The following is a 20,402-nucleotide window of genomic DNA, read 5'->3' as shown; positions in this document are numbered from 1 at the left end:
AATCTACAGCTTCGTACGACGCCTCGCTTCAGGCAGGCCGAGTTGCGCAGATCCCAACGGCTGGCTGCACGCCATCAGGACCGCCCGACGCCGCCACCAGTGCGCCTGACCAATGCCTTGAGGGCGCAACCGACGCAAGTGGCGGGAAGCCCAAAACCGCGGTCGGGCCGATGCCAGTCGCGGCAGCTTCACGTTGTTCAGAAACGACACGTGGTATGCGGCTGACAGTAGTGTAGCTGATCCTGCGTGGTTTGCAACCGCAAGCGAGGGCGGCGTCGACGCTCTTTCGGCATGTTTCTATTTTACAACCCTGGCTGACTGGGGGTGCCGGGGCCCGCGTCGAGTTAGGCCCAGCGACCAACGTGTTTCTGCGGCTACGACTTGGCGTAGAATGTCGCTTTCTGCGATGCGGGGAGGATTCTTGTGCCCAGCCCAGCGCACCCAGTCGACGAGTTGCGGGCCGCGCTCAAGGCGAGCCGCGTGTCCTTCGCGTTCGCCGCTGTGTTCAGCCTGTTCATCAATTTGGTGCTTCTGGCTCCTGCCTTGTACATGCTACAGGTCTATGACCGGGTGCTGACCAGCGGCAGCCAGTCGACGCTCCTGCTCCTGACGCTGCTCGTGCTGGGCTTGTACCTGCTCATGGGAGCGCTGGAGGTGCTGCGCTCGCGCATCCTCGTGCGCATCAGCAGTCGCTTGGATCTAACCATGAATGCGCGCCTCTTTATGGCGAGCTTCGACGCGGGCCTTCGCGGCGGGCGCAGCACTGGCTCGCAGCCAATGCAGGACTTGGGCGCACTGCGCGGCTTCCTTACGGGACCAGGCTTGTTGGGATTTTTCGACGCGCCTTGGATACCTGTGTACATGGCCGTGCTGTTCATCCTCCATCCCCTGATCGGCATGGTCGCCTTGGTTGGGGCGGCCCTGCTGGCGGTGTTGGCCGTCGCGAACGAACTGGTGACCCGCAAACCTCTCGGTCGGGCGAACCAGCTGGCCGTCGCGAGCAACCAATCCATCGAAGGCAATCTGCGTAACGCCGAAGCGCTCGAAGCCATGGGCATGGCGCAAAACCTGCACCGCCGCTGGCTGGTGCGCCACCTGGAGGTGCTGCGTCTCCAGAGCCTCGCCAGTGATCGTGCGGGCACGCTGACCAACGCAAGCAAGACACTGCGCGTCATGCTGCAGTCGCTGGTGCTGGGCGTCGGGGCATATTTGGCAGTACAGCATATCGTGACGCCCGGGGTCATGATCGCCGGCTCGATTCTGATGGGCCGTGCCCTCGCGCCTATCGACATGCTGATCAACTCGTGGAAGACCTTCCAATCGGCGCGCTCTGCGTACGTGCGTTTGGAGAACCTGTTGCAGTTGGTCCCGGCACGGGAGCGCCGCATGAGCCTGCCGGCGCCTCTGGGTCGGCTCTCCCTTGAGCACGTGGTGGCGACGCCCCCGGGTGCGCAGGTACCCGTGCTCAAGCGCGTAAGCCTGCAATTGGCGCCCGGCGAGAGCCTCGGTGTGATTGGCCCGAGTGCCGCCGGCAAGTCCACGCTGGCCCGCGTCGTGCTCGGGGTTTGGCCGGTGGCCAGTGGTACGGTACGGCTTGATGGGGCGGATATCGCAGTCTGGAACCGGGAGGAGCTGGGGCCCTACGTGGGCTATCTCCCGCAGGACGTGGAGCTGTTCGACGGCACAGTGAAAGAAAACATCGCTCGCTTCGGCGACGTGAACGCCGAGCAGGTTGTGGATGCGGCACAGCGTGCGGGCGCCCACGACATGATCCACCAGCTGCCGGAGGCCTACGATACCTATGTGGGCGTTGGCGGGACCGTGCTCTCCGGCGGCCAGCGTCAGCGCCTGGGGCTGGCGCGTGCGATCTACGGGCGGCCCGTGCTGGTGGTGCTGGACGAGCCGAACTCGAATCTTGATGAACAGGGCGAAGCGGCCCTGACGCGCGCCATTGAGCGGCTGCGCGCAGACGGAGCCACGGTGCTTTTGATCACGCACCGACCGTCGGTGCTGAAGACGGTGGACAAGGTGCTCGTGCTGAAGGACGGGACTGTCAGTGCGCTCGGTCAGCGGGATGAGATACTGAAGCAAGTCACGCGCCCGCGCGTGCCCGAAGGCTCGGCTGTGGCGTCTCTTGCCGGGCGAGGGTCGGCGTAATGCAATTGCGGGATCGATATGAGCACAGTTGATGCCCCGGTCGTGCTGGAGCAGGTGCCCACGCCCGACACCGGTGTGGTACCAAGCAGCGATCGTTCCGAGCGGCTGCTTGGCCTGCTGGTGCTGGCGATCGGCTTTGGCGGCTTCTTTGGCTGGGCGGCGGTGGCGCCCATCGATAGCGCGGCGGTGGCGGCCGGCGTGGTCACGGTGGAGACCTCGCGCAAGACTATCCAGCACCGCGATGGCGGGGTGGTGGAAGAGATTCTGGTGCACGAGGGCGACGTGGTAGACGCCGGCGAGGTGCTGGTGCGCCTGGACGACACCGAGCCGAGCGCGCAGCTGGAGATCGCGCGCAGCAAGTATGTCGCCCTGCTGGCGGAGGAGGCGCGGCTGCTCGCCGAGCGTGACGGGCTGCCCGAGCCCGTTTTCCCGCCGGATCTCACCGAGCATGCCGATGATCCGCGGGTGCGGGAGGCCCTTCGCGGCCAGCGGCGGGTGTTCGAGGCCCGCCGCGAGACCCTGACCGGCGAGATCGGTGTGCTGCGCAAGCGCATCGGCCAGCTGGATGAGCAGATCAAGGGGCTGCAGGCGCTGATCGACACCAAGGATAAGCGCATTGCGCTGTACCGGGAGGAGATCGACGGCCTGCTCAAGCTGTTTGACCAAAAGCTGGGCGACAAAGGCCGCCTGCGCGAGCTGGAGCGGCTGGAAGCGGAGCTGCTCGGCGAGCAGGCGGAGCATCGCTCGGCCATCGCCTCGGCGCGGGTGCAGATCGGCGAGACGGAGCTGGAGATGAGCCAGGTGCGGCTGCGGTTCGCGAGCGAGGTGGTGGAGCGCCTCAGCGAGGTGGAGACGGAGGTCGCCGACTACCGCGAGCGCATTCGCGCACTGAGCCGCACCGTGGAGCGCACCGAGATTCGCGCGCCGGTGAGCGGTGCCGTGGTGGACATGCAGGTCCACACCGTCGACGGCGTCGTGCAGCCGGGGGACAAGATCCTGGACATCATTCCACAGGGTGAGCCCCTGATCGTCGAGGCACGGGTCCAGCCGGGCGACATCGACCGCGTCACGCCGGGGCTGGAGGCGGATATACGCTTCAGCGCCTTCAACGCTGCCACCACGCCGAAGGTGGCCGGCCGAGTGCTGACGGTGTCTGCAGACCGCTTGATCGACGACAATACCGGCGATCCCTATTATCTCGCACGCATCCGGGTGACCGAGCGCGGCATGGAGACGCTGCGGGGGTTGACGCTGTTGCCCGGCATGCCGGCTGACGTGATGATCAAGACCGGCGAACGGACGTTTTTCGAATACCTGATCCGTCCCATCACCGACCGCGTGGTCAAGGCGTTTCGGGAGGACTGAGGGACGTACGCGCCCTCCACTCGAATCGCCGCGTCTGAGCAAGGGAATGTTGCGCAACCTGCGCCGCGCCATCCATGTGGCCCGCACCGAGCCTCTGGGTGTGTTGCTGGCCAAGATCCGGCGCCAACTGCGGCCGGCGCGGCCGCAGCGACCGCCCCGGCCGCGCGTGCTGGCTCGATCGAAGGCATCGGCTCCACTTAGCTTTGCTCCTGCCGCGGCGCCGGTGGCGTCGATCATCGTCTCGGGCGGGGGTAATGCCCGGCGCTGTAGGCGTTGCTTGGCGGCACTTTGGCGCTACGGCGGCGATGTCCCGTATGAGGTCATCGTGCTTACGCGCTGGGCGACGGTTGGCAGCCGCTCGCCGGCGGCTGAGTGCTCGGGCGAGGTCACCGGGGTGCGGCTGGTGCGTTGGACGGACGGTGCCGCTGCGAGCGCGGGCCGCAATCACTGCGCCCGGCTTGCGCGTGGCAGCGTGCTGATCTTTTTGGACGCTGACACCCAGGTGCAGCCTGGCTGGCTCGCGGCGCTGACGGCGCACATGGCTCACGCCCCTGACGCTGGCGTCCTGGGCAGCTGTCTATTGACTGCGCGGGGTCGTCTCCTCGCGGCGGGCTATGCCCTGGAAGCCGACGGCTCGGTGCGCGCGCGGGCGCAAGGTGGCGACCCGGCGCGGCCAGAATACCGCTATGTGCGGGACTGCGAGGTCGTCTCCAGCGCCGCAATGGCGGTCCGTGCTGAAGTGTTCGCCGCTCTCGGTGGGCTCGATCCGGAGCTCCCCCCAGGTCTCTACCAGGATGCCGATTTTTCGCTGCGCGCTAGGCGCGCCGGCTTCAGGGTGCGCTATCAGCCGCGCGCACGGGTGGTTCTGCTGGGTCCGTCCCGTGACGCCGGCTATGGTGACCGCGCGCGCACCGTGGGTCATCAGCGCTTTACTCAACGTTGGCGAGCGCTATTGATGGGCGACTCGGACCTCCATGCGCCACCCTCGGGCAGTCGGCGGCGAGCGCTGATCGTCGACAGCTACATGCTGACTCCGGACAAGGAATCCGGGTCATTGCGCATGCTGCATTTCATCGAGATCCTGCAAGGGCTCGGTTTCGACGTCACCTTCGCCGCTGCCAACCTGGAAGCGCCGGAGCCCTATGCCTCTGACCTGCAGCAACGGGGGGTGGAGGTCTTGTTCCGGCCCTATGTGCGCTCGCTGCCCGACCATTTGCGTGTGCGCGGCGCGCGCTATGTGCTGGTGATCCTGAGCCGTTCCAATACTGCCGCGCGCTTATTGCAGAGCGCACGCAGGCGGTGTCGCCAGGCGCGTGTGGTGTTCGATACCGTGGACCTGCATTTTCTGCGCGAGCAGCGCCTCGCCGACCTCACCGGCGACGCCCGCCTGCGCAGGCTCGCGCAGCGACGCGAGCAAGAGGAGATGCGGCTTATCGCGCAGGCGGACGTCACGCTGGTCGTGAGCCGCGTGGAGCGCGAACTGCTGGCGCGGCGATTGCCGCGCGCCGATGTCCGCGTGGTGTCGAATATCCATCGCATCCAGTACAGCGAGGCCGGCTTTGCCGAGCGTCACGGCCTGCTTTTTATCGGGTCCTTCTCGCACCCGCCCAATACGGACGGCGTGCTCTGGTTCTGTCGTAAGATCCTCCCTCGGGTGCTCGCCGTCGAGCCAGATATCTGCTTTTGGGTGATCGGTGCCGACCCGCCGGCTGAGGTTCGCGCCCTAGGGTCTGAGCGCGTGCGGGTGCTGGGTCATGTTCCAGACGTGAAGCCGTTGTTCGAAGCGGCGCGGCTGTCCGTTGCACCGCTTCGCTACGGCGCTGGCGTTAAGGGCAAGATCAACCAGAGCCTGGCCTGCGGGCTGCCGGTGGTTGCTACGCCGCAGGCCGCGGAAGGGATGTTCCTGACCGATGGAGAGTCAGTCTTGCTCGCGGACACTACACAGGCGTTCGCTGGCGCTGTACTGCGCCTGCATCGGGATCGAGGCACTTGGGAGCGCTTGTCGCGCGGCGGACTGAAGGTGATGGAGGATCATTTCAGTTTCGCTGCCGCGCGCCGTGCCATAGCGAGCATCGGCGCGGTTTGAGCCAGCTGAGGGTCAGGCACGGCCTGTGCACTGCCTAAGGCAGCGCGGGGATTGCTGGGCTCAGTGCTGGGACGAGAAGTCCAGGCTGCCGTCGCTGCCCAAGAAGCCCAGATCATCGCGCCGTTGCTGGGCCGACTGCGCCTGGCCCTGGGCCAGCTCGCCAAGGCGCTGGAGGTGCTGAATGGAGAGCAGCTGGCAATAGGCCAAAGTCAGCGCGCCGCTTTGCTGCAGCGCTTTGAGGGTGTCGGCAGGGCAGGCGCCGAGCGCGGACTCGTCCACGCGCTGCAGGCCGCCGACCGGTTGCTCACCGCCGGAGGTCTTGAGCTTGACCGGCCACTCGGCGATCAGCCCGGCCTCTTGCAGTTGCTTGCATAGCGCCGCGGCGCTCGCGCGGCTGCGCTCGGTCTGCTCGAGGAATTTCAGCACGTCCTGGATGGCCTGGGTGGGCTTGCCCTCGGCGCCGAAGAAGGGCTCGCCGTCGGGCGGGCTGGTGAGCAGGCCGCTGTCTTCGTCGATGCAGAGGGTCAGTTGGTCCTCGCCGGTCCGTGCCAGGGCGAAGGGATGGCCGCGCAGGGCTGCCGGCACATAGCCGCCCTGCCAGCGGCCGTTGGCGCCCACGAAGAGGTTACGGTCCGGCTGCACGCCCAGCAGGGCGCAGAGCATGGGGCCTTGCTCGGTTTGGGCAAAGGCAATGGGCAGGTGCATCACGGCGCGCGAGAGCTCGGCCGCGGCAAGCGGCACAAGGACTCGATCGGCGGCAAAGCGATAGCTGCCGAAGCGCCGCCAGTGCTTGCCGCCGTGGCGCTCCTGGGTAATGGGTTGCCAGTTGGGCATGCGTGGACCTGTAGGGCTTAAGTAGGGCTCAATCTGTTGCCGGCCGGCCCGTCGGGGCCGATGCTGGCGGTGAGGCTAGGGTGCGGTGGCGGGCGGCGTCAAGTGCACGGGGCGCCGAGCCCGGATGCCGAGCGGACGACGGGCTGTGCCGTCCGGCCAGGGCCGATTCCGCTACCATAACGGATGGTGCGCAAACGGCGGGAGCGGTTTCATGGCGGGCGCACACACGCCTGTGTTGCGGTGGCTGGAGTAGGCTGTGCTGGTTGAGCAGGGGCGGTCGGTGCCGGGGGCATTGTAGGGTGGATGAGCGCAAGCGAAATCCACCCCTGCCTGCCATGTCCACGACGGGCGGCGGGCCTGCGACTGCCGCGGTGCGGGCTCGGCTCGGCGTCGTCGTGGTCAACTACAACGGCGGTGAGCTGCTTACGGAGGCCGTGACGGCGGTGCTCGCCAGCGGCATCGGCGTAGAGGTGGTCGTCAGCGACAACGGCAGCAGCGATGGCAGCCTGGCGCACTTGCGCGAGCGCTTGGGCGGCGATCATCGCCTGCGGGTGCTGGAGAACGGCGCGAACCTGGGCTTCGCGCGCGGCAGCAACCGGGCGCTGGCGCTCATCGACGCGCCCTATGTGCTGTTTCTGAATCCGGACTGCGTTGTCGGCCGCGGGACGCTTGCGCACATGCTCGACTTCATGGATGCCGCGCCCGGGGCGGGCATGGCGGGGTGCGTGATTCGCGACCCGGACGGCTCGGAGCAGCGTGCAAGCCGGCGGCGCATTCCGGACCCGTGGATGGCGCTGGTGCGTCTGCTGCATCTGGGCCGCATCTGGCCGCGCCTGGCGGCGGAGCGGCGCCTGGACCTGACCGATCAGCCCATGCCGGACGGCCCGGTTGAAGTGGAGGCCATCTCCGGCTCGCTGATGTTGGTGCGTCGGGCAGCGCTGGACGACGTGGGGCCGCTGGACGAAGGCTATTTCCTGCACTGTGAGGACCTGGACTGGTTTGTGCGCTTTCGCCGGCATGGCTGGGGCGTCTATCTCTTGCCCGGTGCGGAGGCCGTGCACCACCAGGGCACCTGCAGCCGCTCGGCGCCGCTGCGGGTGGAGTGGCATAAGCACCGGGGCATGCTGCGCTTCTACCAGAAGTTTCAGGCGGCGGATCATCACGCGGTGTTCAATGCGCTGGTGGTCTGCGGCGTCTGGGCGCACTTCGCGCTGCTGGGCGGGCTATGGGGCTTGCGCCGGCTGTGGAGCGCTCGCCGGTGACGGGCTTCGCCGGCACGGCGGACATGCCGCTGGCGGGCACCCGGGTGCTGGTCACCGGGGCCACCGGCGCCGTGGGCCGCCGGCTGGTGGCTGCGCTGCTGGCGGACGAGGCCCGGGTGTCGGTGCTGACCCGCGACCCTTTCCGGGCCCGCAGCCACTGGCCTGGTGCCGATGTCACGCTGAGCCGCGGTGACCTGACCGCGCCGGATAGCTTGGCGCCGGCGTTGGCGGGTGTCGAGGTCGTGCTCCACCTGGCCAGCCATGCGCCGCCGCCGGACGCCAAGGATCTGTATGCCCAGCCGGCGCACTGGACGGTGAGCGCCGAAGGGACTTGGCATTTGGTCGCCGCCGCCGCCAAGGCAGGGGTGTCGCGGCTTGTCTACCTGAGCAGCGTCATGGCCATGGGCACGGCGGCGGGCGCGAGTGGACAGGCTGCCGGCGAGGCTATGCCCTGCGCGCCCGACACCCTCTACGGCCGCGCCAAGCGCGAGGCGGAGTGTGCCGTGCTGTCGCTCGGTGCAGCCCATCCGGGGCAGGTGCATACCTGTGTGCTGCGGGTGCCTATGGTGTACGGCCTGGATGGGGCCGGCAACATCGCGCGTTTGGTGGATGCGGTCGCCCGGCGCCGCTTTCCGCCCTGGCCGCGGCAGCACAATCGGCGCTCCGCTGTGCATGTGGCGGATGTGATCAAGGCGCTTCGGCTTGCCGGTACACAGCCCGCCGCGGCCGGCAAGCTCTATTTGGTGACCGATGGCGGGGCCTACTCGACGCGGTGGCTGTACGAGGAGTCTTGCCGGGCCTTGGGCCGGCCTGTGCCCGACTGGACCGTGCCGCTCTGGGCGTTGCGGGCAGCTGCGAGGCTTGCAGACGGGCTACAGGGTTTGGCCGGACGGGCGCTGCCGCTCGACAGCACAGGCTTGCAGAAGCTCACGGGGGACGCCTGGTACAGCAGCGAGCGCATCAGTGCAGAGCTCGGCTTTTGCGCGGCGCATGGCCTGAGGGCCGAGATCGCGCGGCTGGCGGGTCAGTATCGCGGCCGTGGCCAAGCGGACGCATGAGCCATGCGCGGCGCCATCGACTTGTGGCAATGAAGCCGATCACCCAGAGGAATTGCCTGCCGCGGCGTTTGAGCATCTCGTCGAAACGCTTATCCACTTGCTCGAAGCCTTGGCGCATCAGCTCGCGGCGGTGCGCGTTGGTGGACTGCGCTGCGCTTGTCCACCCTACGGTTGCGGCGTGCGGTTTGCTGTTCCGGCTTGCGGCCGCGATGATGAGAAACGGTCTTTGGGCCGATGGCGGCGGGCGGCGTAGGGTGGACGAGCGGTGGCGAAGTCCGCCCGAGGCTGCTACCAGCGCCGGGGCTCGAAGCCGGCCGGGTTCTGCACTTCCATCAGCTCGTCGCCCACGGCGAGCACCAGAAAGCCGAGCTTGGTCGCATAGCGCACCACGCCGTCTTCGGCGGCCAGGGTGGCTAGGATGCCGACGACGGGGATGTCGCGATAGCTGGGGAAGAACTCCCGCAGCTCCTCGATCTCCGCCACCATGCGGTCGACGTCGGCGCTGCGCAGCGTCGCCTTGGTGCTGTTGACGCAGACGAGGGTCGGCGTGACGGCGATGGCGTCGAATTCCTTGGAGCGCCCTTCCGGCAGCTTGCGCCTGCGCCGTACGGAGAGGTCGACGATGTCCTCGGCGAAGGTCTCGCGGATGATCTGCGGCAGGCTCGGTACCACCAGATCCTCGACGATGGTGCCGAGGCGGTTGGCCATCTCGCCCCATTTGCGGTTCAGCTCACGGTGCTCGCGGCGGGTTTCGTCTTTGAAGTCGCGCATTTCGTCCTTGAACTCCCGCATCTCGCGGCTGAGCCGTGCAAGCTCCTCCTGCGTGCGGGCCGACTGGAAAGCAAGCTCCTGCATGGCGTCTTCGAGGGTCGCGACCCGCGGCGCCAAGGTTGTGGATTCCGTCATGGTGAACTCCTCTGTGCGATCAGCAGAGTCTCTGTCTGCAGCTCACAGCGTAACAGTCATCTGGCGGTCTTGGCGCGCCGCAGGATACGCAATGTGCTCGACAATCGGGCTGCTCGCCAATGAGCACAGAGAGATGCTTTCTCGCCAAGAAACGAAAGCCGGGCGCGCCGGCGGGCGCATCGGGTCAGTGACCGATCATGGGTGCCTTGCGCGCCCGATCCAGTGCCAGCAGCTCCATGAGTAAATCTTTGAGCGTATCCAGGCGGACGGAGTTCGGACCGTCGCTCGCGGCGTTGTCCGGGTCGTCGTGCACTTCCATGAACAGCCCGGCGACGCCGACGCCCACCGCAGCCCGAGCGATGACGGGCACGTACTCGCGCTTGCCGCCGGAGGCGTTGCCGAGGGCGCCCGGCATCTGCACCGCGTGCGTGGCATCCATGACCACCGGGTAGCCGGTCTTGGCCATCTCGTAGAGGCTGCGCGGATCCACCACCAGGTTGCCGTAGCCGAAGGTGACACCCCGCTCCACCAGGGCCATCTTGGTGCAGCCGGTGGACTCCAGCTTGGCGACCACATTGGCCATGTCCCAGGGCGCCAGGAACTGGCCCTTTTTGACATTGACGGTGCGCCCGGATTCCGCCGCCGCCTCACCGACGGCCAGCACGAAGTCCGTCTGCCGGCACAGGAAGGCCGGGATCTGGAGCATGTCCGCGACCTCCGCCACCGGCCGGCACTGGGCCTCGGTGTGCACATCCGTGAGTACGGGGCAGCCGATGGTCTCGCGGATCTCGGCGAGGATGGCGAGGCCCTGCGCAAGCCCGACGCCGCGTCGGCCGGCGAGGCTGGAGCGGTTCGCCTTGTCGAAGGACGCCTTGAAGATGTACGGAATCCCGACCTCCGCGCAGATGGCTGAAATCTCGCCCGCCAGCATCAGCGCGTGCTCGCGGGACTCGATCTGGCAGGGACCGGACTGGAGCGCGAAGGGCAGGTCGTTGCCGAGTGTGACGGTGTCGGTGACGGCGATGTGCTTGCTGGGCTGGGTCATCTCGCTTATCGCATCCGGTCAGGTGTGTCAACGACCGGATGCTACAGACCGCGGCGGTGCCGGACAATGTTAGGCTTGGGATTGATGATCAGGGACTTATGGAGACACTGACGATTGGGCGTGCCCTGAACCGCCAAGCACCAGGAGTCGCATCATGAGCACCGTTATCGAGCCCACTCTTGCGCAGTCGAGGCCGGAAGACGGCCCCGTCCAACGCATCCTGTTGGAAGGCGTTCCGTGGGCGCGCTACGAGCAACTGTCGGCCTGTTTCCCGGACAGCCGCGCGCCGCGTATCACCTATATCGACGGGAGCCTGGAGATCATGTCGCCGGTCGGTCCAACACACGAAAGCTGGAAGATCACCATCTGCTACCTGTTGGAAGCTTTCCTGGACGTTAAGGGCATCCGTTTCTATGGCCGTGGCGGCTTCACCCTCAAAGACACCGGCCGCGCCGGCGGTGAGCCGGATGCGTCCTACTGTATCGGCACCGACAAGCCGGAGCCCGATCTGGTCGTCGAGGTAGTCGACACCAGCAATGCCTTGAGCAAGCTGCCGTTGCACGGCGCGCTCGGCATCCCGGAGGTCTGGCTCTGGCGCCGGGAACAGTTGGAGATCTATGTCCTTCAGAAGCCGGGTGCGCTGTCAGACAGAGGCTATCGGCTCAGCGACAGAAGCGGCCTGCTGCCGGAGCTGGATGTCGAGCTGCTCGCGGCACACGTGCGCATGCCGGACCAATACGATGCGGTGCGGGCGTTTCGGCGCTCGATGGCGGGATAGCGAGCTCGCCGCGGTCGCGGTCTCCGGCAAGCTCGCCGCGTGCGGCGTGTCGGGCTTCGCTGGCGCTCAGCGCCGACCTACGGCGTCTCGGCGGCGGCCGGTGCGTCGTGCCGTAGGTCGGTGCCGACGCAAGGAGGCCCGACGGCTCGCGGCGCACGTGCGCATGCCGGATCAATACGATGCGGTGCGGGCGTTTCGGTGCTCGATGGCGGGATAGCGCGCTCGCCGGGATCGCGGTTTCCGGCAAGCTCGCCGCGTGCGGTGTCGGGCTTCGCTGGCGCTCAGCGCCGACCTACGGCGTGTCGGCGGCGGCCGGCGCGTCGCGCCGTAGGTCGGTGCCGACGCAAGGAGGCCCGATGGCTCGCGGCGCACGTGCGCATGCCCGACCAATACGATGCGGTGCGGGCGTTTCGGTGCTCGATGGCGGGATAGCGCGCTCGCCGGGGTTGCGGTCTCCGGCGAGCTCGCCGCGTGCGGTGTCGGGCTTCGCTGGCGCTCAGCGCCGACCTACGGCGTGTCGGCGGCGGCCGGTGCGTCGCGCCGTAGGTCGGTGCCGACGCAAGGAGGCCCGACGGCTCGCGGCGCACGTGCGCATGCCGGACCAATACGATGCGGTGCGGGCGTTTCGGTGCTCGATGGCGGGATAGCGCGCTCGCCTGGGTCGCGGTCTCCGGCGAGCTCGACGCGTGCGGTGTCGGGCTTCGCTGGCGCTCAGCGCCGACCTACGGCGTGTCGGCGGCGGCCGGTGCGTCGCGCCGTAGGTCGGTGCCGACGCAAGGAGGCCCGACGGCTGCCGCAGCGGTGGGAGCGCCGTCCCGCCGCGCTCCGCCGGTGCCGCGCACTCGCGCCAGGGACGGCGCTCCCACTAGCGCGCGCCGATGGATAGGGCCCGCCAGAACAGCGCGAAGCTCGCCGCCAGCATGGCCCCGGCGGCGGCCGGCAGCAGCCAGGGCAGCTCCGCCCAGGGCTCGCCGAACAGCAGGATGGCGCTGGCGAAGCCGGCGAGCCCGAGCGCCCCGAAGGTGGCCAGCAGCCGGCGGTTGTTGTCGCCCAGGTTCTGGCGGATGGCCTTGAGGTCACCGGTGGCGCCCTCGGGGTAGATGGCCGCCTGGGCCTCCAGCTGGTCGATGATGCGGGTCAGGGCCAGCGGTACCTCCGGCAGCCGCTCCGCCAGCGCCGGCCAGTTGTAGGCGGTGCGCTCCAGCAGCCGGCGGGCGCCGATCTGCTCGCGCATCCAGCGCTCCATGAAGGGCTTGGCGGTGGTCCAGAGGTCCAGCTGCGGGTAGAGCTGGCGGCCCAGGCCCTCGATGTGAATGAGCGTCTTCTCCAGCAGCACCAGCTGGGGCTGGATCTCCATGTCGAAGCGCCGGGCGGTCTGGAACAGGTTCACCAGGAAGCTGCCGAAGCCGATCTCGGCGATGGGCTTTTCGAAAATGGGCTCACAGACGGTGCGGATGGCGGACTCGAACTCCTCCACCCGCGTGCCCCGGGGCACCCAGCCGGATTCCAGGTGCAGCTCGGCCACGCGGCGGTAGTCGCGGCGGAAGAAGGCCAGCAGGTTTTCGGCCAGATAACGCTGATCCTCTTTGGTCAGGGTGCCGACGATGCCGAAGTCCACGGAGATGTAGCGCCCGGACGGCTCGACGAAGATATTGCCCGGGTGCATGTCGGCGTGGAAGAAGTTGTCCCGGAACACCTGGGTGAAGAAGATCTCCACGCCGCGGGTGCCGAGCCGGCGCATGCTGATGCCCTGGGCCTTGAGCTCGTCCACGCGCGAGACGGGCGTGCCGTAGATGCGCTCCATGACCATGACGTTCGGGCGCGTCCAGTCCCAGTACACTTCCGGGATGTAGAGGTCTTCGCTGTGCTTGAAGTTGCGCCGCAGCTGCGAGGCGTTGGCCGCCTCGCGCTGCAGGTTCAGCTCGTCAAGGATGGTCTTCTCGTACTCGCGCACCACCTCCACTGGCCGCAGCCGGCGCCCGTCGGGCCAATAGCGCTGGGCGAGGCCGGCGAAGGTGTAGAGGAGGTCCACGTCGCGCCGAATGATCTTCTCGATGCCGGGGCGCAGCACCTTGACGATGACTTCCTGCCCGTCCTTGAACTGCCCGGTGTGGACCTGGGCGATGGACGCCGAGGCCAGCGGTGTCTCTTCGAACGCATCCAGCACCGCCTCCACCGGCACCCCCCAGGCCTGCTCGATGAGCGCCCGCGCATCGGCCCCCGGAAAAGGCGGCACCCGGTCCTGGAGCCGGGCCAGCTCTTCGGCCATGTCCACCGGCAGCAGATCGATGCGGGTGGACAGCAGCTGACCGAACTTGATGAAGATGGGCCCCAGCTCCTCCAGGGCGAGCCTGGCGCGCACGGGGTAGGGCGGTAGGTCGCGCTTGACCCAGTTCCAGGGCGCCAGGCGCACCAGAATGCGCAGCGGCCGCAGTGGCGGAATGGCGACCACCGCCTCGTCGAGCCCGTGCTTGAGCAGCACCAAGTTGATATGCAGCAGGCGCAGCGCCTGCGGGATGCGAAGCATGGTCTCGGCGTGGGTCCTGTGCGCGGGGTCGAACGGCGGCGAGCTGCGGCTGTGGCGCCGGGGAGAATACCGCGGCGGGGGCGCTGGCGAGGTTGCGAGCTGTGGGCGGCCGCGGCCTGTGTCTGCGTGTCAGCGGCGCTGCTGCCCCAGTCGCTCCACCCGGGCAGCGAGGCGCTCCACGTCGTCGCGCAGGGTGTCTACGGCGGCGAAGAAGGCGTTCAGCTCCTGGCGGCTCGGCACCACGGCTGCCTCTTCTTGTAGATACTCCCGCAGATTCTCGCGGGTGATGTCGCCGCTGCGCCCGGCCCAGCGCTCGCCGGCGCGGACCCGGTCCATGAGCCGATGCGCCAGGGTGTCGCCGAGGAGCTTCGAGAGCTGCTCTTCCCAGTCGATGTCGAGCCCCTGGAAGACCTCGCCCAGGGTCTGTGCGAGCCGGTTGTCGCCGTCGATGCGGATGGAGCCCGCGAACACGGCGTCTTCGCGGTGCTCTGACGTGACCATGCCGAGCAGGGCCACGGGGCTGCCGTACACAACGCAGTCCGGCTCGGCGTCATAGGCGCCGTACAGAAACAGCCGGGACTCCCCGGGCAGCACGTACACCCGCGTGCCGAAGCCCGTCAGCACCACCTCCAGCACCTGGCCCTGGACCTTGGCGAGGCGGGCGGCGCCTTCTGCATCCAGCGCCAGCACCTGGTTGATGGCGGCCTCGGCGGCGGCGAGCAGGGCGTCCGGCAGCTGCACGCCGTGGCGCTCGGGGCCCGTGGTCTCGGTGTCGGCGTCGTCCGTCATAGCTTGTAGCCGCGGTGGATGGCGACGATGCCGCCGGTGTGGTTCTCGTAGCCGGCGCGCTCGAAGCCAGCCAGCTCCATCATGCCGAGCAGGGTCTCCTGGTCCGGGTGCATGCGGATGGACTCGGCCAGGTAGCGGTAGCTGGCCGAATCCCCGGCGACGAAGCGCCCGAGGGTCGGCAGCACCGCAAAGGAGTAGGCGTCATACACCTTCTCCAGCGGCTTGGTGGTGGGATGCGAGAACTCCAGAATCAGGGCGCGGCCCCCTGCCCGCAGCACCCGAAACATCTCGTTCAGCGCCAGCTGCTTGTGGGTGACGTTGCGCAGCCCGAAGCCGATGGTGATGCAGTCGAAGCTGTCTGACTCGAAGGGCAGCGCCTCCGCATTGGCCTGCACATAGTCCAGATTGCCCACGAGCCCGGCGTTGACCAGCCGCGAGCGGCCTTGCTCCAACATGGCCTGGTTGATGTCGGACATGACCACTTCGCCGTCGGCGCCGACGATGCACGCGAAGCGCTCGGCGAGGTCGCCGGTGCCGGCGGCGAGGTCCAGCACCCGCTGACCGCGGCGCACGCCGGCCAGCTCCAGCGTCCGGCGCTTCCAGAGCCGGTGGATGCCGAGCGACATCAGGTCGTTCATCAGGTCGTAGCGGCTGGCGACCGAGTCGAACACCGCCCGCACCCGGTCCTGTTTCTCCCCGACCGGGACTTCTTCGTAGCCGAAATGGGTCTTGTCGTCGGACATAGAGGGGACGTCTTGGGCCTCAAAGCGCCTATTCTAACCCTGGTGGCGGTCCGGCGAGGTTCGAGTCTTGGGTTTCGAGTGTCGAGTGTCGAGTGTCGAGTTTCGAGGTTCGCCTTCCTCGCTACTCGCTACTCGCTACTCGAAACTCGAAACTCGTTTCACGATGGCCGTTCCTTGCGCTTGTAACCGGCCTTCTCCAGCTCCGTGAGATAGTCCTTCCACAGCCCCTCCTGGTTCTTGCCGAGGCTGTAGAGGTACTCCCAGGAGTAGATGCCCGTGTTGTGCTCGTCGTCGAAGTGCAGACAGACGGCGTAGTTGCCCACGGGCTCGATGTGGTCGATATTGACCTCTTCCTTGCCCGTCTGCAGCACCCGCTGGCCGGGTCCGTGGCCCTGCACCTCGGCGGAGGGCGAGTAGACCCGCAGCAGCTCCACGGGCAGCGTGAAGTGGGCACCGTCGTCGAAGGTGATCTCGAGCACCCGGGAGCTGCGGTGCAGGTTGAATTCGGTGGGGGTGGGCATGGGCTGACTCCTTGGGATTTTGCTTGCGGAAACAGCCGATCAGATGGGCCGGCGGGGGCCCTGCTTCAACGCCCGCGGTAGCGCCCTGCGATCTGCTGACAGCTTCAAGAGGCTGAGCACCGGCCGATCTGTCGGCTGAGGCGCTGACGCCGCATAGCCGGTATTGAGCCGGCCTTCGGCGAGCCGGCTGAAGCCGGCGAGCGACCTCGCCCCTCAGCCCTCAGCCCTCAGCCCTCAGCCCTTCTTAAAGTATGTACTGAGACAGATCCTCGTCCGCCGCCAGCTCGCCGAGGTTCTGGTCCACGTAGGCGGCGTTGATGGTAACGGTGACGCGGTCCAGCTCGGCGGCGTTGTAGGAGATGTCTTCCAGCAGGCGCTCCATGACCGTGTGCAGGCGGCGGGCGCCGATGTTCTCGGCGTGCTCGTTGACTTGGTAGGCGATCTCCGCCAGGCGGCGGATGCCGTCGTCGGTGAACTCGATGTTGACGCCTTCGGTGCCGAGCAGGGCCGCGTATTGGTCCGTCAGGGATTCGTCCGGCTCGGTGAGGATGCGCACGAAGTCGTCGGTGGTGAGTGCATCCAGCTCCACGCGGATGGGCAGGCGCCCCTGCAGCTCCGGGATCAGGTCCGAGGGCTTGGCGAGCTGGAAGGCGCCGGAGGCGATGAACAGGACGTGATCGGTCTTGATGGCGCCGTGCTTGGTGGAGATGGTGCTCCCTTCCACCAGCGGCAGCAGGTCGCGCTGCACCCCCTCGCGGGAGATATCGCCGCCGCCGACGTTCTCCGCCCGGCGGGTGACCTTGTCCAGCTCGTCCAGGAAGACGATGCCGTTGTTCTCCACGTTCTTCAGCGCGCGCTGCTTCATCTCCTCTTCGTTGACCAGCTTGGCGGCCTCCTCGTCCTTGAGCACCTTGCGGGCATCGGCGATACGTATGCGCCGGCGCTTGGTGCGGTTGCTGCCGAGGTTCTGAAACAGCCCCTGGAGCTGATTGGTCATCTCCTCCATGCCGGGCGGGGCCATGATCTCGACGCCGAGGTTCATGCTCAGCTCGATGTCGATCTCCTTGTCGTCCAGCTCCCCGGCGCGCAGCCGGGTGCGGAATTTCTCGCGGGTGCCGGCGCCGGCACCGGCCCCCTGGCTGTCTTCTTCGAACCCCGACGGCTTGGGCAGCAGGGCGTCGAGGATGCGCTCCTCGGCGGCCTCCTCGGCCTTGCCGGCGTTGGCCTCCATTTCCTTCTCGCGCTCCATTTTGATGGCGATGTCCGCGAGATCCCGCACGATGGACTCGACATCCCGGCCGACATAGCCCACTTCGGTGAACTTGGTGGCCTCGATCTTGATGAACGGCGCCTCCGCCAGCCGCGCGAGCCGGCGCGCGATCTCGGTCTTGCCCACACCCGTCGGGCCGATCATGAGGATGTTCTTGGGCGTGATCTCCGAGCGCATGGGCTCCTGGATCTGTGCCCGCCGCCAGCGGTTGCGCAGTGCGATGGCCACCGCGCGCTTGGCGGCGTCCTGGCCGATGATGTGCTTGTCGAGCTCGGCGACGATGCGCTTCGGGGTGATGTCGGACATGGCTGCCTGCGAAGGGTCGGGCCCGTTTGGCGGGCTGTCGCCGCCGGGCGTGTGGGTGGGGGAGGCGGCACCTCGTAGAGTGCGGCAGTGAGCTCCGGGCCGTTTGCTGTCGTGGTCGCCACGGTGCCGAGCCTCGACAACGAGCACCGCCGCCGCTACGGCCCGAAACGGGTAGCGAAATTGCTGCCGTGGTGCACTAGTCGGCGCCGAGCTCCTCCAGCACGAGGTTGTTGTTGGTATAGATGCAGATCTCGGCGGCGATGCCCAAGGCGCGCGCGACGATGTCGCGGGCGGACAGCTGGGTCTCTTCCAGCAGCGCCCGCGCCGCCGCCTGGGCGTAGCCGCTGCCGGAGCCGATGGACATGAGATCGTGCTCGGGCTCCAGCACGTCGCCGGTGCCGCTAATGATGAGCGAGGCCTCGCGGTCGGCGACACAGAGCATGGCCTCCAGGCGCCGCAGCATGCGGTCGGTGCGCCAGTCCTTTGCCAGCTCCACGGCGGAGCGGGTCAGGTTGCCCTGGTGCTTCTCCAGCTTGCCCTCGAAGCGCTCGAAGAGCGTGAAGGCATCCGCCGTGGCGCCGGCAAACCCCGCGATGACCTGTCCCTTGTAGAGCCGGCGTACCTTGCGGGCGTTGCCTTTCATGACCGTCTGACCCAGGGAGACCTGGCCGTCGCCGCCGATGACCACGGCGCCGTTGCGGCGCACACCCAGGATGGTCGTGCCGTGAAACTGTTCCATTGCGATTCTGTGGTGCTCGGGCATGGGTTTGTGCGGGCGGGCGCGCAGCGCTGCCCGACTCGAAACCCTTCATTGTACGCCGACATACGTCTGGCACCAGCCATGCGTGCGCCGCAAGGGCCGGGGACTGGCTTCGGACTCGGCGCCCGCCGCACGGGTGTCGCGGCTGCCCCGGTGGGCGGCGGCTCGCGGCGGTGTCGTGCGGCGACGGTGCGTGATGGAGTCAGTCGACGGCTGGTACCGTGCCCATCGCATGCGACGGCTTGGCCGTGAGCGTCTCCGCCGGCGCATCGCCGCGGTCTTCTTCCCAGGGCTGGTTGCGGCAGATGGCGCGGGCATCCAGCAGCAGGCCGAAGATCTCGTGCAGGCGCTCCGGGATGCGGATGACGCCGTTGGCGGCACCGTATTTCTCCGCCAGTAGATCCCGCGGCTGGCGGGAGAGGTCGAACAGGTCCACCAGGTGCATGCACCAGTCGTCGAAGTATCTGGGACCGATCTGCTCGAAGGCGATCAGCTCCACCTCGTGGTGCCGGTCATCGCGAATGATACGGTTGAAGAGGTGGTTGACGGCCTTGGACGGGCCCTCCAGCACTTGCAGGAATTGATCACCGGAGAGCAGCAGCAGGCCGGTGATGTCGTGCTTGGCGTTGTGCTCGGCGGCCGTGTGCACGAGCGCCCGCAGGTCCTCGTTCGGCAGGAAGGACGCGGAGCAGGTACTGCGGTAGATGAGACGACAGTCTCCCATGGGCGCGGCTCGCGGTTGCAGTGGTGGCGCCTGGGCGGTTGCCGGCGCACCTTGTGAATCCTGACCTTAGCAGAGGCAGGGCGGATTGCAACCACGGCGGCGTGTCACACAAAAGCCCCCGGCGGGCGCTGGCCGCCGGGGGCGATGGCAGTGGGGTGGGGCGACTCGTGCGTGTCGCGAGCAGTGATTGGGCTGTTTTGACGCCGGTACCCGCTGTCGGCTGTCTTCGCAGTCGGTTGCAATGGCAACGACAGCGATTGGCTCGGGCCGGGTCGCCTAACTGCCGGATTGCACGAGGAACCCCGGTGCGTCGCCGCCTCTTACTGGATTACACGATCGATGACATGCACGACGCCGTTGGAGGCATAGAGGCCGGTCTTGACCACTTCGGCGTTGGCAACGCCCACATGGCCGTTGAAGCGCGCGGACGGGCCGATGTCCAGGGTGCTGCCGTCCATTGCCTGGACGGTTTCGCTTTGGATCAAGTCCGTGGCGGTGTGCCGGCCGGGGATCATGTGCTTTTTGATCAGCGCCGTCAGCTTATCCTTGTCGCTGAGCAGCGCCTCGCGCTCGGCCGCCGGCATCTTGGCCAGGGCCTCGTCGCTCGGCACGAACAGGGTGTACTCGCCCTTGGCGCGCAGGGTGTCGCTCAAGCCGGCCGTGTCGACGGCCTCCTTGAAGCTGCCGAAGACGCCGGAGCTGGCGAGGATGTCGCCCAGGGTCTTGCCGCTGGCGTAGGCCGGCACGCCCTGGACGTCGTAGATGGAGAACATGTCCGTGGGCTTGGCGTTCTCCAATGCGGCGTTGGCGCGCTCGAAGGTCTCCTCGGGGGCATAGCGGGAGCCGACGGACAGAGCCGTCAGCGGGCCGAGCGCCATGGCGAGGCCGAACACGGCGAGCGGGCCGTAGTTGAACTTCTTGCTGGGGGTGTTGGTGGATTCGGTCATGTCAGCTTACCTCAGGTTGCAGTCAGACAAGTGTTGGGCAGTACGATTGCCGGCGCGTTTCTGACGTCGACAAAACCTGGTCTCTGACCCGGCTGACGGGAAGCATTGCGCCTCGCCCGGCGCTTGACAATGAATCCAACAAACACTCCGCGGTTTCTGACCAATTTACTCAGGAATTATCTACTGACAAACCCTAACCCATGTTTGACATGCTGCGGAAAAATGGGCCCTATAAACAGTATCTTAGTGGTACACAGATGGCGGTTATGGCACTACAGGGTTGGTTTTGGCAGTGAAGGGGCTCGCATTCAAACCACAGTGATT

The 20,402-nt window shown here is 67.4% G+C and carries 17 protein-coding genes; 6 read left to right on the top strand and 11 right to left on the bottom strand.

All coding sequences use genetic code 11. From position 1 onward, the window contains the following. Positions 1–480 precede the first annotated feature (480 nt). The 3 genes from CKO31_RS17160 to CKO31_RS17150 are packed head-to-tail and all read left to right on the top strand — an operon-like array spanning position 481 to position 5,608. A complete protein-coding gene (locus tag CKO31_RS17160) occupies positions 481–2,157 on the top strand; it encodes a type I secretion system permease/ATPase (protein ID WP_322789168.1) in 1,677 nt (558 codons plus the stop codon). 18 nt (positions 2,158–2,175) lie between these two features. Beyond that, entirely contained in the window at positions 2,176–3,522 is a 1,347-nt protein-coding gene (locus CKO31_RS17155; RefSeq protein WP_200239907.1) for an HlyD family type I secretion periplasmic adaptor subunit, read from the top strand. Positions 3,523–3,571: 49 nt separating this feature from the next. Beyond that, positions 3,572–5,608, top strand: coding sequence for a glycosyltransferase (locus CKO31_RS17150; protein ID WP_438874019.1), 2,037 nt, complete (start codon positions 3,572–3,574; stop codon positions 5,606–5,608). Positions 5,609–5,668: 60 nt separating this feature from the next. On the opposite strand, the gene CKO31_RS17145 is transcribed toward CKO31_RS17150, so the two are convergent. Next, the gene (locus CKO31_RS17145; protein WP_200239904.1) at positions 5,669–6,442 is read right to left on the bottom strand and encodes a SapC family protein; all 774 of its coding nucleotides are present in this window, start codon (positions 6,440–6,442) and stop codon (positions 5,669–5,671) included. 335 nt (positions 6,443–6,777) lie between these two features. Between CKO31_RS17145 and CKO31_RS17140 the strand changes: the two genes are divergently transcribed. Continuing rightward, positions 6,778–7,704 carry a glycosyltransferase family 2 protein gene (locus tag CKO31_RS17140; protein ID WP_200239902.1) on the top strand — a complete coding sequence of 309 codons (927 nt, stop codon included), beginning with the start codon at positions 6,778–6,780 and terminating at the stop codon, positions 7,702–7,704. Continuing rightward, complete coding sequence (locus CKO31_RS17135; protein WP_322789167.1) at positions 7,701–8,762, top strand: NAD-dependent epimerase/dehydratase family protein; 1,062 nt, start codon at positions 7,701–7,703, stop codon at positions 8,760–8,762. Before CKO31_RS17140 ends, CKO31_RS17135 begins: the two co-directional genes overlap by 4 nt. 288 nt (positions 8,763–9,050) lie before the next feature. Here the strand turns inward: CKO31_RS17135 and CKO31_RS17130 are convergent, their stop codons facing one another. Both CKO31_RS17130 and kdsA read right to left on the bottom strand, forming a co-directional pair. Then, on the bottom strand, positions 9,051–9,668 hold the full coding sequence (locus tag CKO31_RS17130; RefSeq protein ID WP_200239900.1) for a hypothetical protein: 618 nt from the start codon (positions 9,666–9,668) through the stop codon (positions 9,051–9,053). Between the two features lie 184 nt (positions 9,669–9,852). Further along, positions 9,853–10,713, bottom strand: a complete 861-nt coding sequence (kdsA, locus tag CKO31_RS17125) for a 3-deoxy-8-phosphooctulonate synthase (protein WP_200239898.1) — start codon at positions 10,711–10,713, stop codon at positions 9,853–9,855. Between the two features lie 154 nt (positions 10,714–10,867). Here kdsA and CKO31_RS17120 point away from each other — a divergent pair, with 154 nt between their 5' ends. Continuing rightward, the gene (locus CKO31_RS17120) at positions 10,868–11,491 is read left to right on the top strand and encodes a Uma2 family endonuclease (protein WP_200239897.1); all 624 of its coding nucleotides are present in this window, start codon (positions 10,868–10,870) and stop codon (positions 11,489–11,491) included. An 865-nt stretch (positions 11,492–12,356) separates the two neighbouring features. On the opposite strand, the gene ubiB is transcribed toward CKO31_RS17120, so the two are convergent. From ubiB to CKO31_RS17080, 8 genes are all read right to left on the bottom strand, one after another. After that, positions 12,357–14,018 (bottom strand): ubiquinone biosynthesis regulatory protein kinase UbiB, encoded by a 1,662-nt coding sequence (gene ubiB, locus CKO31_RS17115; protein ID WP_200239895.1) that lies wholly within the window; start codon positions 14,016–14,018, stop codon positions 12,357–12,359. A gap of 129 nt (positions 14,019–14,147) precedes the next feature. Further along, positions 14,148–14,807: a ubiquinone biosynthesis accessory factor UbiJ gene (locus CKO31_RS17110; protein WP_200239893.1), complete on the bottom strand. Its 660-nt coding sequence runs from the start codon at positions 14,805–14,807 to the stop codon at positions 14,148–14,150. Further along, entirely contained in the window at positions 14,804–15,550 is a 747-nt protein-coding gene (gene ubiE, locus CKO31_RS17105; RefSeq protein ID WP_200239891.1) for a bifunctional demethylmenaquinone methyltransferase/2-methoxy-6-polyprenyl-1,4-benzoquinol methylase UbiE, read from the bottom strand. Before ubiE ends, CKO31_RS17110 begins: the two co-directional genes overlap by 4 nt. A gap of 158 nt (positions 15,551–15,708) precedes the next feature. Further along, positions 15,709–16,071: a gamma-butyrobetaine hydroxylase family protein gene (locus CKO31_RS17100; RefSeq protein WP_200239889.1), complete on the bottom strand. Its 363-nt coding sequence runs from the start codon at positions 16,069–16,071 to the stop codon at positions 15,709–15,711. Between the two features lie 244 nt (positions 16,072–16,315). After that, positions 16,316–17,647, bottom strand: coding sequence for an ATP-dependent protease ATPase subunit HslU (gene hslU / locus CKO31_RS17095; protein WP_200239887.1), 1,332 nt, complete (start codon positions 17,645–17,647; stop codon positions 16,316–16,318). A 196-nt stretch (positions 17,648–17,843) separates the two neighbouring features. After that, positions 17,844–18,386 carry an ATP-dependent protease subunit HslV gene (hslV, locus tag CKO31_RS17090; protein ID WP_200239885.1) on the bottom strand — a complete coding sequence of 181 codons (543 nt, stop codon included), beginning with the start codon at positions 18,384–18,386 and terminating at the stop codon, positions 17,844–17,846. 223 nt (positions 18,387–18,609) lie between these two features. Further along, positions 18,610–19,131, bottom strand: coding sequence for a BLUF domain-containing protein (locus CKO31_RS17085; protein WP_200239883.1), 522 nt, complete (start codon positions 19,129–19,131; stop codon positions 18,610–18,612). A 320-nt stretch (positions 19,132–19,451) separates the two neighbouring features. Then, positions 19,452–20,078 (bottom strand): fasciclin domain-containing protein, encoded by a 627-nt coding sequence (locus CKO31_RS17080; RefSeq protein ID WP_200239881.1) that lies wholly within the window; start codon positions 20,076–20,078, stop codon positions 19,452–19,454. Positions 20,079–20,402: the final 324 nt, after the last annotated feature.

The sequence above is a fragment of the Thiohalocapsa halophila genome (assembly GCF_016583825.1).
GTDB lineage: Bacteria > Pseudomonadota > Gammaproteobacteria > Chromatiales > Chromatiaceae > Thiohalocapsa > Thiohalocapsa halophila.
Note: the sequence above shows the minus strand (reverse complement) of the source record. Positions and strands in the feature narration are given on the sequence as shown.

What these genes read in the sequence shown, in the direction of transcription:
- kdsA (WP_200239898.1), bottom strand. Translation starts at nt 10,713, where the DNA reads ATGACCCAGCCCAGCAAGCACATCGCCGTCACCGACACCGTCACACTC.
- hslV (WP_200239885.1), bottom strand. Translation starts at nt 18,386, where the DNA reads ATGGAACAGTTTCACGGCACGACCATCCTGGGTGTGCGCCGCAACGGC.
- CKO31_RS17085 (WP_200239883.1), bottom strand. Translation starts at nt 19,131, where the DNA reads ATGGGAGACTGTCGTCTCATCTACCGCAGTACCTGCTCCGCGTCCTTC.
- CKO31_RS17145 (WP_200239904.1), bottom strand. Translation starts at nt 6,442, where the DNA reads ATGCCCAACTGGCAACCCATTACCCAGGAGCGCCACGGCGGCAAGCAC.
- CKO31_RS17130 (WP_200239900.1), bottom strand. Translation starts at nt 9,668, where the DNA reads ATGACGGAATCCACAACCTTGGCGCCGCGGGTCGCGACCCTCGAAGAC.
- CKO31_RS17155 (WP_200239907.1), top strand. Translation starts at nt 2,176, where the DNA reads ATGAGCACAGTTGATGCCCCGGTCGTGCTGGAGCAGGTGCCCACGCCC.
- CKO31_RS17110 (WP_200239893.1), bottom strand. Translation starts at nt 14,807, where the DNA reads ATGACGGACGACGCCGACACCGAGACCACGGGCCCCGAGCGCCACGGC.
- ubiB (WP_200239895.1), bottom strand. Translation starts at nt 14,018, where the DNA reads ATGCTTCGCATCCCGCAGGCGCTGCGCCTGCTGCATATCAACTTGGTG.
- hslU (WP_200239887.1), bottom strand. Translation starts at nt 17,647, where the DNA reads ATGTCCGACATCACCCCGAAGCGCATCGTCGCCGAGCTCGACAAGCAC.
- CKO31_RS17140 (WP_200239902.1), top strand. Translation starts at nt 6,778, where the DNA reads ATGTCCACGACGGGCGGCGGGCCTGCGACTGCCGCGGTGCGGGCTCGG.
- CKO31_RS17120 (WP_200239897.1), top strand. Translation starts at nt 10,868, where the DNA reads ATGAGCACCGTTATCGAGCCCACTCTTGCGCAGTCGAGGCCGGAAGAC.
- CKO31_RS17080 (WP_200239881.1), bottom strand. Translation starts at nt 20,078, where the DNA reads ATGACCGAATCCACCAACACCCCCAGCAAGAAGTTCAACTACGGCCCG.
- ubiE (WP_200239891.1), bottom strand. Translation starts at nt 15,550, where the DNA reads ATGTCCGACGACAAGACCCATTTCGGCTACGAAGAAGTCCCGGTCGGG.
- CKO31_RS17100 (WP_200239889.1), bottom strand. Translation starts at nt 16,071, where the DNA reads ATGCCCACCCCCACCGAATTCAACCTGCACCGCAGCTCCCGGGTGCTC.